The organism is Streptomyces sp. NPDC096012, from assembly GCF_040426375.1.
Classification (GTDB): Bacteria; Actinomycetota; Actinomycetes; order Streptomycetales; family Streptomycetaceae; genus Streptomyces.
In genome coordinates this window covers 112226-123462 of sequence record NZ_JBEOTD010000016.1, presented here as the reverse complement: position 1 = coordinate 123462, position 11237 = coordinate 112226, and the positions used below count along the sequence as shown (strand labels likewise).

The 11237-nt window shown below is 74.5% G+C and carries 6 protein-coding genes; 1 reads left to right on the top strand and 5 read right to left on the bottom strand.

What is annotated here, in order from left to right:
- Nucleotides 1-13 precede the first annotated feature (13 nt).
- On the top strand, nt 14-256 hold the full coding sequence (locus ABVB68_RS18070) for a mycoredoxin (RefSeq protein ID WP_250403424.1): 243 nt from the start codon (nt 14-16) through the stop codon (nt 254-256).
- Between the two features lie 131 nt (nt 257-387).
- On the opposite strand, the gene nudC is transcribed toward ABVB68_RS18070, so the two are convergent.
- From nudC to ABVB68_RS18045, 5 genes are all read right to left on the bottom strand, one after another.
- Nucleotides 388-1332, bottom strand: coding sequence for an NAD(+) diphosphatase (gene nudC, locus ABVB68_RS18065; protein WP_353602070.1), 945 nt, complete (start codon nt 1330-1332; stop codon nt 388-390).
- Nucleotides 1333-1487: 155 nt separating this feature from the next.
- On the bottom strand, nt 1488-2891 hold the full coding sequence (locus tag ABVB68_RS18060) for a dipeptidase (protein WP_353602069.1): 1404 nt from the start codon (nt 2889-2891) through the stop codon (nt 1488-1490).
- Between the two features lie 70 nt (nt 2892-2961).
- Complete coding sequence (locus ABVB68_RS18055) at nt 2962-6837, bottom strand: UvrD-helicase domain-containing protein (protein ID WP_353602068.1); 3876 nt, start codon at nt 6835-6837, stop codon at nt 2962-2964.
- A 114-nt stretch (nt 6838-6951) separates the two neighbouring features.
- Nucleotides 6952-10572: an ATP-dependent helicase gene (locus ABVB68_RS18050; RefSeq protein WP_503006156.1), complete on the bottom strand. Its 3621-nt coding sequence runs from the start codon at nt 10570-10572 to the stop codon at nt 6952-6954.
- Nucleotides 10573-10829: 257 nt separating this feature from the next.
- Nucleotides 10830-11216 (bottom strand): MGMT family protein, encoded by a 387-nt coding sequence (locus ABVB68_RS18045; protein WP_353602066.1) that lies wholly within the window; start codon nt 11214-11216, stop codon nt 10830-10832.
- Between the last annotated feature and the right edge of the window lie 21 nt (nt 11217-11237).

The window sequence follows — 11237 nt, the reverse complement described above, 5'->3', positions numbered from 1 at the left end:
AGGAGCGCGAGAGATGCAGGGCACCGTGACGATGTACAGCACGACTTGGTGCGGTTACTGCCGTCGGCTGAAGAGCCAGATGGAGCGGGAGGGCATCGCCTACACCGAGATCAACATCGAGCAGGACCCCGACTCGGCCGCGTTCGTGGAGAAGGCGAACGGCGGGAACCAGACGGTCCCGACCGTACTTTTCGCAGACGGCAGCACGCTGACGAACCCCTCCCTCGCCCAGGTGAAGCAGAAGCTCGCCGCGTGAGACCCCGCGGGTCCGCCGCGGTGACCGTACGGCAGGGCGGTTCCTGATCTCTCAGGGACCGCCCTGCCGTGTCCCGGGCGCCGATCCGGCGGGGCCGTGTCGTGTGCCCGCACCGGCCGCCGGACATGCCCTCAGACGAAGCTGCGCGTCGGCAGGGGCTTGCCGTACCACATCTCGATCAGGCGGGCGGCGATGGAGATGCCGTAGGGCGGCAGCACCTCGCCGGACTCGAAGGCGTCGTGCAGCTCCTCGCGGGAGAACCAGCGGGCCTCGTGGATCTCGTCGCCGTCGACGTCGATCTCGGTGGACGTGGCGCGGGCCATGAAGCCGAGCATCAGGCTGGACGGGAAGGGCCAGGGCTGGCTGGCCACGTACTCCACGGGACCGACGCTGACGCCGACCTCCTCGGACACCTCCCGGCGCACCGCCTGCTCGATGGACTCGCCGGGTTCGACGAATCCGGCGAGGGTGGAGAAGCGGCCCTCCGGCCAGTGGACCTGGCGGCCGAGCAGGATGCGGTCGTCCGCGTCGGTCACCGCCATGATCACGGCCGGGTCGGTGCGCGGGTAGTGCTCCGCGCCGCAGGCCTGGCAGCGGCGGATGTGGCCGGCGGCGGCGATGACCGTGCGCTCACCGCAGCGCGAGCAGAAGCGGTGGGTGCGCTGCCAGTTCTCCAGACCGACCGCGTGGACCATGAGCCCGGTGTCGCGCGGCGACAGCAGCAGCCCGGCCTCGCGCAGTCCCGCCGGGCGGGCGGACTGGTCGATACGGCCGGGAAGCGCGTCCTTCTGCAGCGCGAAGTAGCTCACGCCTTCCTCGTCGATGCCCAGGAAGTAGCGGTGCGCCTCGGTGAGCGGGGCCTCGAAGGACGGCGTCATGACGAGTTCGGTCCGGCCGTCCGGGGTCTCGTCGATGAGCACCTGGCCGCCGGAGACGACGAAACAGCGGGTCGTGGGGTGGCTCCACGCCGCCGCGAGCCAGGCCTCGTCCAGCCGGTGGTGGGCGGCGCGGTCGATGCCGCTCGGGGCGGTCAGCGAGATGGGTCGGTCTGCTGTGTCGTCGGTCCAGGTGGTCACGGGTGCTTCCAACTCCCCCAGAGCAGCGGTTCGTATCGGCGGGCGGTTCGGCAGGGCGTAGGTCGGGAGGGCACCGGGCCGGGCCGGGCGGGGCGTACGAGGCGGTTCTTCCAGTGTGCCCCGCTCGCGGTGCCCGTCCGTACGGCGCCGGCCGGTCAGGGCGCGGGCCGCCAGGTGTCGGCCAGGTCCGCCCACAGGTAGGCGCTGGTCTCGACGCCTTTGAGCAGGAGGTCCAGCTCTACCTTTTCGTTGGGGGCGTGCCAGCCGTCGGAGGGGACGGAGATGCCCAGGAAGAGCACGGGGGCTCCCAGGACGTCCTGGAGGTCCGCCGCGGGTCCGGAGCCACCCTCGCGGGTGAACCGGACGGGTCCCTCGAAGGCGCGGCCCATGGCGCGGGCCACGGACTGCAGCGCGGGGTGGTCGAGCGGGGTCAGGCACGGGCGCGTGGCGGAACCGAAGTCGATCTCGAGACGGATACCGGCGGGCACCTGCTCGGCGGCCCAGGCGCGGACGGCCTTCTCGATGTGGTCCGGTTCCTGGCCGGCGACCAGCCGGAAGGAGAGCTTCACCGTCGCCGAGGACGGGATGATCGTCTTGCTGCCGGGGCCCTGGTAGCCCCCGCCGATGCCGTTGACCTCGGCGGTCGGCCGGGCCCAGATGCGCTCCAGGGTGGTGTGGCCGGCCTCGCCGTAGGTGGCGCGTGACCTGGCGGTGTACAGCCAGCGCTCCTCGTCGAAGGGCAGCTCGGCGAACAGCTCGCGCTCGCGGTCGGTCAGCTCGACGACGCCGTCGTAGAAGCCGGGGACGGCCACGCGCGCGTCCTCGTCGTGCAGTCCGGCGACCAGGCGGGCCGCGGCGGTGGCCGGGTTGGGCACGGCACCGCCGAAGGAGCCGGAGTGGATGTCCTGGCCGGGGCCGTACAGACGGATCTGGCACTCGGCGAGACCGCGCATGCCGGTGCAGACCGTCGGGGTGTCCTCGGACCACATGCCGGTGTCGGAGACGATCACCGCGTCCGCGGCGAGCCGTCCCGCGTGCTCTTCCACGAGGGCGCGGAAGTGCGGGGAGCCGGACTCCTCCTCGCCCTCGATCAGGAGCTTCAGGCCGACCGCGGGGGCGGTGCGGCCGGTGGCGGCGAGGTGGGCGCGGACGCCGAGTGTGTGGAAGAACACCTGGCCCTTGTCGTCGGCCGCCCCGCGCGCGTACAGGCGGTTCTCCCGGACGACCGGTTCGAAGGGGTCGCTGTCCCAGCCGTCCTCGCGGGCGGCGGGCTGTACGTCGTGGTGGCCGTAGACGAGGACGGTGGGCGCGTCGGGGTCGTCCGAGGGCCACTCGGCGAAGACGGCCGGGGCGCCGGGGGTCGGCCAGACCTCGACGGTGGGAAAGCCCGTCTCCTGGAGATGGGCGGCGAGCCAGTCGGCGCTGTGCCGTACATCGGGGGCGTGCTCGGGCTGGGCCGACACGGAGGGGATGCGCAGCCATGCGGTGAGGTCGTCGAGGAAGGCGGCGCGATGCTGCTCGATGTACGTGCGGACGGCGCTGTCCGGGGTCTGGCTCATGCTCACGAGCCTATCCGCACGCACCGGCAACCTCGGCGGGCGGTTCGTCACACCGGTGCTGTCTCCGTCGTCACTCCGGGGCCGGCTCCCGCGCCCTCTCCGTCTCGCCCGTGAGCAGCCGCTCCAGCGCCTCCCGGTCCGGCAGGTCCGGTGGGCGTACGACCTCGCCGCTGCGCACGTACAGGAAGGCGACCGTGACGGATTCGGGCGGCACGCCCTGCTGCTCGGCCCAGCCCAGCCGGTACACGGCGAGCTGCAGCGGGTCGGCGGTACGGGTGCGGCCGGTCTTCCAGTCGACGATCTCGTAGGTCGCCTCGTCGCCGTCGCCCGTCCTGTAGACGGCGTCGATGCGGCCGCGTACGACACGGCCGGCGAGGGTGATCTGGAAGGGGGCCTCGATCCGGTAGGGCGTGCGGCGGGCGTACTCGGTGTTCTCGAAGGCCTCCTTCAGGGCTTCGAGGTCCTCTTCGTCGGCGATCTCGGCGTCGCTGCCGGGCAGCTCGTCCGGTTCGAGCAGGGGCAGCGTCAGCTCCTCGAAGCGGGCTTCGACCCAGGCGTGGAACCGGGTGCCCCGGCGCGCTGCCGGTTGTGGGGGGCGCGGCATGGGGCGCGCGAGTTCCTGCGCGAGCCCGTCCGGGTCCTCGGCCAGCCGCAGCAGCTGGGACGCGGTCAGGGCGGCGGGCAGGGGGACGTCCGTGACGCTCTGCCGGGCGCGCAGCAGCTCTCCGGTGAGCGCGTCGAGGTCGCGGTCCCAGGAGGCGATGGTGCGGGCCTCCTCGGGCGGCAGGGTGGGACGGGTCCGCGGTCCGGCGGGCCGGGGGCGGTCGTGCGGTGCGGGTGCCTGGCGGGGGACCGTCGGCCGGCCGGTCCTCGACGCGTCCGGTCGGCCGGCCCTCGGGGTCTCACGGGCGGCGGGGCCGTCCTGGGCGGAGGCATCCGCACCGTAGGGACGCTCCTCGCCGAACGCGTCCCCGTGCCGGAGCCCCCCTCCGAACGCGTCCCCGTGCCGGAGCCCCCCTCCGAACGCGTCCCCGTGCCGGGGCCCCTCGCCGAACGCGTCCCCGTGCCGGGGCCCCTCGCCGAACGCTTCCCCGTCCGGGCGCTCCTCTCCGGAGAACTCCTCGTCGTACGGGGCGGCCTCGTACGGGGGCTCGTTGCCGAAGGACTCCTCGTACGGGGCATCTCCGTACGAGGGCTCGTCACCGAAAGGCTCCTCGTACGGGAACTCGTCGTCGAAGGGGTCCTCGTCGTCCGGGACGTCCGCCGTGTACGGATCCTGGCCGTAGCGGTCGTCGTCCGGCGCGGCAGGCCAGTCCGGGTCGTCGACGGCGGCGGGGGCGACGGAGTCCTGGGGGACCGGCGGGTGACCGCCCCGGGCGGCGAGGGCGTCCAGATGGGCGAGGACGGTGTCGGCGGCCGCGCGGCGGCGGGCCAGGGCGTCGTCGTCCAGCGGGAGCGGCCACACCTGGTCGGCGGTGGCCGCGTGCAGGGCCGGGTTCTCCTCGTCCTCGGCGGGCTCGTCGGCCCATGCCTCGATCTCGCCGTATCCGGCGGCGCAATGGTCGTGCAGGGCCCGCAGGAAGTCGGAGGGGCCGCGCGGTTTCTTCTGGCTGGGGCCCCACCAGTGGCCGGAGCCGAGCAGCAGGGAGCGGGGGCGGGTGAAGGTGACGTAGCCGAGCCGGAGTTCCTCGGTGTGCTGGTGGTCCTTCATGGCCTCGTGGAAGTCCTTCATACCGCGCGCGTCCCAGGAGGCGACGTCGGGCAGGGTGTCGGTGTCGCCGCGCAGGGCGTGCGGCAGCACCTTGGCCTGCGCGGTCCACTTCTCGCGGCCCTGGGCACTGGGGAAGGTGCCGCGCACGAGTCCGGGGACGGCCACGACGTCCCACTCCAGGCCCTTGGACTTGTGGGCGGTGAGCACCTTGACGGTGTTCTCCCCACCGGGCAGGGCGTTGTCGAGGCCCTTCTCGTACTGGGCGGCGGTGCGCAGGAAGCCGAGGAAGGCGAGCAGGGTGGCCTCGCCGTCGCTCGCCGCGAAGGACGCGGCCACGTCGAGGAAGTTGGACAGGGTCTCCCGGCGGCGGGCGGCCAGGGCGTGCGGGGACGCGGACAGTTCCACCTCGAGACCGGTGACCGCGAGGACGCGGTGCAGGACGTCCATCAGCGGGTCGGACAGGGAGCGGCGCAGGTCCCTCAGCTCGGCGGCCAGGCGGGCGAAGCGCACGCGCGCGTCAGGGGAGAAGGGCAGCCCGTCGTCGGCACCTTCCTCGGAGTCCTGCCGCATGGGTGACTCCAGGAACGTGTCGAGGGCGTCCGCGAGCGACGTCACCTCCGACGGATCGACCCCCTCGACGGCCGCGGCGAGCCGGCGGTCCGGGTCGTCGGTGTCGCCCGCGCGCGCGTGGGCGACCAGCAGGCGGGCGCGGCGCCCCAGGAGGGCGAGGTCCCGGGGGCCGATGCGCCAGCGGGGCCCGGTCAGCAGCCGCACCAGGGAGGCGTTGGCCCCGGGGTCCTGCAGGACCTCGCAGACGGCGACGAGGTCGGCGACCTCGGGCAGGTGCAGCAGTCCGGACAGGCCGACCACCTCGACGGGGACGTCACGGGCCACGAGGGCGCCCTGGATCTCGGCGAAGTCGTTCGCGGTGCGGCACAGTACGGCGATCTCGGCGGGGGCCGTGCCGGTGCGCACGAGGTGGGCGAGGGAGTCGGCGATCCAGTCGATCTCCTCGGCATGGGTGCGCAGCAGGGCGCAGCGGACCGTGCCGTCGTGTTCGGCGCCGGGGGCCGGGCGGAGTGCCTCCACGCCCGCGTGCATGGCGCGCAGGGGCTCGGCGAGGCCGTTGGCGAGATCGAGGAGGCGGCCGCCGCTGCGCCGGTTCTCGCTGAGCGCCTGCCGGGCGGCGGTCCGGCCGTCGGCGTGGGCGAAGTGCGCGGGGAAGTCGTCCAGGTTGGCGACGGAGGCACCGCGCCAGCCGTAGATGGCCTGGCAGGGGTCGCCGACGGCGGTCACCGGGTGGCCGGTGCCGTCGCCGAACAGGCCGGCGAGCAGGACGCGCTGGGCGACGGAGGTGTCCTGGTACTCGTCCAGGAGCACCACGCGGAACTCCTCGCGCAGCAGGCGGCCCACCTCGGGGACGCGGGCGAGGCGGGCGGAGAGGGCGATCTGGTCGCCGAAGTCGAGCAGATCCCGCTCGCGTTTGGCGGCCCGGTAGCGCTCGACGAGTTCGGTGAGTTCCCGTCGTGCCGCGGCCGCCTCGGGGACCTTGCGCAGGTCGGCATTCGTGAGCTTGGCGCCCTGCAGGGTGTGCAGCAGGCCGGTGTCCCAGGCGCGCAGGTCCCCGGGGCCGACGAGGTGCTCGGCGAGTTCGGAGTCGAGGGTGAGCAGGTCGCTGACGAGGTCGGCGAAGGAGCGGGTCAGCGCCGGGTAGGGGCCGGGTGCCTCGCGCAGCACGCGCGCGGCGAGCTGGTAGCGGGTGGCGTCGGCCAGCAGGCGGGAGGTGGGCTCCAGGCCGAGGCGCAGCCCGTGGTCGGTGAGCAGGCGGCCGGCGAAGGAGTGGTACGTCGAGATGACCGGCTCGCCGGGCGGGCTGTCCGGGTCCCACGCGGAGGGGACGGCGTGCGGCGCCGCCGTCGCGGAACCGCGGTCGGGTGACGGGAGGGCGTCGGGGTCGGTGACGCCGGCCTTGATCAGCGCCTTGCGGACGCGTTCGGCCAGCTCACCGGCGGCCTTGTTGGTGAAGGTCAGCCCGAGGACCTGTTCGGGGGCGACCTGACCGGTGCCGACGAGCCAGACCACGCGGGCGGCCATCACGGTGGTCTTGCCGGACCCGGCCCCGGCCACGATCACCTGCGGCGCGGGCGGCGCGGTGATGCAGGCCGTCTGCTCCGGGGTGAACGGGATGCCGAGGAGCTCTTTGAGCTGCTCGGGGTCGGTGATACGGGCGGGCATGTCGAAAGAGGCTAGCGGCGAGGACTGACACCCGAGGACGGACCGGCCTCCCGGAGCGAAGGAGACGCAGGTCAGCGCGTGGGGTGCCGTACGTCACCCTGCCCCGGCCGCGGCTCACTCGACCACGTGGCGTCCCTCCGGACGGGCGCTGCACGAGGCACGGAAGGCGCAGTGCGTGCAGTGCTGGCCGGTGCTCGGCGTGAACCGTTCGTCGAGGACCTTCCCCGCGGCGCCGGCCAGCAGTTCGCCGACCCACTCCCCCGCCGGCGGCTCCTGGGTCTGCACCCTGGGCAGGCTCTCGCCGCCGTCGCGTTGTGCGGCGCCCTGCCTCAGGTGCACCAGTTCGGCGCCGCCCGGCTCCGGGCGGCGGCCGTCGAAGGCCGTGTCGACGGCGCCTTCACGGACGGCGAGCTGGTAGACGGCGAGCTGGGGATGGCGGGAGACCTCGGCGGCGCTCGGTGCCTGTTTGCCGGTCTTGAAGTCGACCACGTAGGCCCGGCCGTCGCCGTCCGTCTCCACGCGGTCCATCTGGCCGCGGATGCGGATCTCGTAGTCGCCCGCCTCCAGGGTGACGTCGAAGTCCCGTTCGCTGGCCACGGGGGTGCGGCCGGTGCGGTTCAGTACGTGCCAGTTCAGGAACCGTTCGAGCGCCACGCGCGCGTTGTCCTTCTCCTGCCGCGACTTCCAGGGGGCGTCGAAGGCGAGCGCGTTCCAGACCGAGTCCAGGCGTTCCATCAGGACGTCGAGGTCGGCCGGGGTACGGCCGGACGCGACCTCGTCGGCGAGGACGTGGACGACGTTGCCGAAGCCCTGGGCGGCGGTGGCGGGCGCGTCCGCCTTCACCTCGCGGCCCAGGAACCACTGCAGGGCGCAGGTGTTGGCGAGCTGGTCCAGGGCGCTGCCCGAGAGCACGACGGGCTGGTCGCGGTGGCGCAGCGGCACTTTGCTCTCGGTCGGTTCGAACATGCCCCACCAGCGGTAGGGGTGCGCGGACGGCACCAGGGGGCGGCCGTCCTCGTCGGTGAGCGCGGCGAGCCGGGCCAGCCGGCGGGCGGCGGCCTCGCGCAGCGCTTCGGACGCGCGCGGGTCGACGGTGGTGGCGCGCAGCTCGGCGACGAGCGCGGCGACCGACAGCGGCCGGCGGGGGCGTCCGGTGACGTCCTTCGCCTCGACGCCCAGTTCCCTCAGGAACCGGGAGGGCTGGTCGCCGTCGTCGGCGGGTGCCTTCACGGCGGTGACGACGAGGCGCTCACGCGCGCGCGTGGCGGCCACGTAGAAGAGCCGGCGCTCCTCGGCGAGCAGGGCGCCGGGGGTGAGCGGTTCGGCGAGTCCGTCACGGCCGATGCGGTCGGCCTCCAGCAGCGAGCCCCGGCGGCGCAGATCGGGCCACAGTCCCTCTTGGACCCCGGCCACGACGACCACCCGCCACTGCAGCCCCTTGGAGCGGTGGGCGGTCAGCAGGCGTACCGCGTCCGGACGTACCGCGCGGCCCGCGAGCGTGTCGGCGGCGATGTCCTCGGCCTCGATCTCCGCCAGGAAGTTCAGGGCACCGCGGCCGCCGGTGCGTTCCTCCGCGCGCGCGGCGGTGGCGAACAGGGCGCACACGGCGTCGAGGTCCCGGTCGGCGTTGCGGCCGGCCGCGCCGCCGCGCCGTGCGGCCCGCTCCAGCCGCGTGGGCCACGGGGTGCCCTCCCACAGGTCCCACAGCGCCTCCTCGGCCGTACCGCCGCCGGAGAGGCGTTCGCGGGCCTTGCGGAGCAGTGCGCCCAGGCGCTGCGCCCCGCGCGCGTAGGCCGGGTCGTGCACGGCCAGGCGCTCGGGTTCGGCGAGCGCCCGCGCGAGCAGTTCGTCGGACGGGGGCGGCAGGGGGTTCCCGGCGGTGCGCTCCTCCTCGCGCAGGGCCCGTCCGAGGCGGCGCAGATCGGCGGTGTCCATACCGGCGAGGGGGGAGGCGAGCAGGGCGAGGGCGGTCTCGGTGCCGAGCCAGGATGTGTCCGGGTCCCGCTCCGCCGGATCGTCGGCCGCGGCTTCTCCGGCGGGCGGTTCACCCTGGGCGGGGGGTTCACCCTGGGCGGGGGGCGCGGTGGGCTCGTGGATCGCGGAGGGCGGGGTGGGCTCGTGGATCGCGGAGGGCGGGGCGGGCTCGTCGATCGCGGAGGGCGGGGTGGGCGCGGAGGGCTCCTCGACCGCGGAAGGCGCGGTGCGCGCAGTGGTCTGGTCGACCGCGGAGGGCGAGGTAGGCGCACCGGTCCCGTCGTTCGCGAGAGATGTGGTGGGCTCGTCCGCGGGGCGTGGTGCCTCGGCCGTGGCCACCGCGGTGGGCTCCTCCCCGCGGCGGCGTGCCTCGGCCGTGGCCACCGCCCGCAGGGCGGCCAGCAGGGGTGCCACCGCCGGCTCGTGCCGCAGGGGCAGGTCGTCGCCGTCGATGTCCACCGGGACGCCGGCCGCGGTGAGGGCGCGGCGCAGGGTCGGCAGCGCGCGGGCCCCGGCGCGCACCAGTACGGCCATCTCGCTCCAGGGGACGCCGTCCTCCAGGTGCGCGCGGCGCAGGATGTCCGCGATGTTGTCCAGTTCCGTGCCGGGCGTCGGGTACGTGTAGACCTCGACGCGTCCGCCGTCGCGTACGGCGGCCGGCTCGCGGTGGGCGCGCACCTTGTCGGCGGGCAACCTGGGCAGCGGCATGCGCTGGGTGATCAGGCGGGTCGCGGCCAGCAGGCCGGCGCCGGAGCGGCGGGCGGTGCGCAGCACCTCGACGGGGGCGGGGCGGCCGTCCGCGCGCGGGAAGGCCTCGGGGAAGTCGAGGATGCCGTTGACGTCGGCACCGCGGAAGGCGTAGATCGACTGGTCGGGGTCGCCGAAGGCGATCAGGGTGCGCCCGCCGCCGGCCAGCGCGTGCAGCAGCCGTACCTGGGCGGGGTCGGTGTCCTGGTACTCGTCGACGTAGACGGCGTCGTACCGGGCGGTGAGCCGCGCGGCCGCCTCGGGGCGGTGGGCGAGCAGGACCGCCCGGTGGACGAGTTCGGCGTAGTCGATCACGCCCTGCATGTCGAGCACGTCGAGGTACTCGGCGAGGAACGCGGCGGCCGCCCGCCAGTCGGGGCGGCCGATGCGACGGGCGAAGGCGTCGAGGGCGTCGGGGGCGAGGCCCAGCTCACGGCTGCGGGCGAGGACCGCGCGGACCTCGTCGGCGAAGCCGCGCGTGGTCAGGCAGGCGCGCAGCTCGTCCGGCCAGCGCACGTGGTTCAGTCCGAGCCGCTCGAGAGCCGGCTGGCCGGCGAGCAGCTCGCGGACGGTGACGTCCTGTTCCGGGCCGGAGAGCAGCCGCAGCGGCTCGGCGAACAGGCCGCTGTCCTGGTGGGCGCGTACCAGTGCGTAGCAGTACGAGTGGAAGGTGGTCGCCCTGGGGGCGCGGGCCGCGCCGATGCGCAGGGCCATGCGGTCGCGCAGGTCGACGGCGGCCTTGCGGCTGAAGGTCAGCACCAGGATGCGGTCCGGGTCGCCGCCCCGGGCGATCCGCGCGGCCACGGACTCGACCAGGGTGGTGGTCTTGCCGGTGCCCGGGCCCGCGAGAACGAGCAGCGGTCCAGAGCGGTGGTCAACCACGGCGCGCTGCGCGGCGTCCAGACGGGGGGGATCCACCGTGGCCGCAGGGGTACGGACCAGACGGTAAGCGCCACGGCTCCCCTGCCGCACCGGGGAGTGCGGCAGGCGCCTGGTGGAGGAAGAGGAGCTCACGTGGTTGGCCGGTCCTGGTGGTCGTGCGGGCGGGCGGTCGGTCGGGCGCGGGGGGCGGTGGCCGCGGGGTGAGGGGGACACGCGCAGCCGACGCTACGCCGCCGCTCTGGTCGGAAGCAGGGCTTCCGGTTCTTCCCTCGCGACGCTCACGACACGCGCGTCCCACACCTCACGAACGTACGTCATGCCACGGACGTCCCCTGTGTCACCCGTACGGGCCACAGGCCGTCCTGGGCGGTCTCCGATGGCGAAAGCTGTCAGGTGTGACCGTCCGTGCCCGCACCGCCGTCCCACCGGGCCCGTCTCATGTCGAGGCGCGGCAGGTGGCCCTCGGTGCTCCTGCCCGCCTCCTTCAGCGGCGTGCCCTCCGCGCGGTAGTGCGCGAGCGCGCGCAGTTCGTGCCCGGTCAGCAGCACACCGTCGGCGCGCACCACGCGCCACCAGGGGACTGCGCCTCCGTAGAGGGCCATCACCCGGCCGACCTGGCGCGGGCCCCCTTCGGCCAGCCACTCGGCGACATCGCCGTACGTCATGACCCGTCCCGGCGGCACCCGCTCGGCGACCTCGAGGACCCGCTCGGCGTACTCGGGCAGCGCGTCCGCGTGCTCCTCGCGGGGCTCCCCGGCCGGCCTCTGCTCGCTCATTCGTCCCATCCTGCCGCACCC

Excerpts from the sequence above, each read along its gene's own strand:
- ABVB68_RS18045 (WP_353602066.1), bottom strand. The coding sequence starts at position 11,216 with ATGAGCGAGCAGAGGCCGGCCGGGGAGCCCCGCGAGGAGCACGCGGAC.
- ABVB68_RS18055 (WP_353602068.1), bottom strand. The coding sequence starts at position 6,837 with ATGCCCGCCCGTATCACCGACCCCGAGCAGCTCAAAGAGCTCCTCGGC.
- ABVB68_RS18070 (WP_250403424.1), top strand. The coding sequence starts at position 14 with ATGCAGGGCACCGTGACGATGTACAGCACGACTTGGTGCGGTTACTGC.
- ABVB68_RS18060 (WP_353602069.1), bottom strand. The coding sequence starts at position 2,891 with ATGAGCCAGACCCCGGACAGCGCCGTCCGCACGTACATCGAGCAGCAT.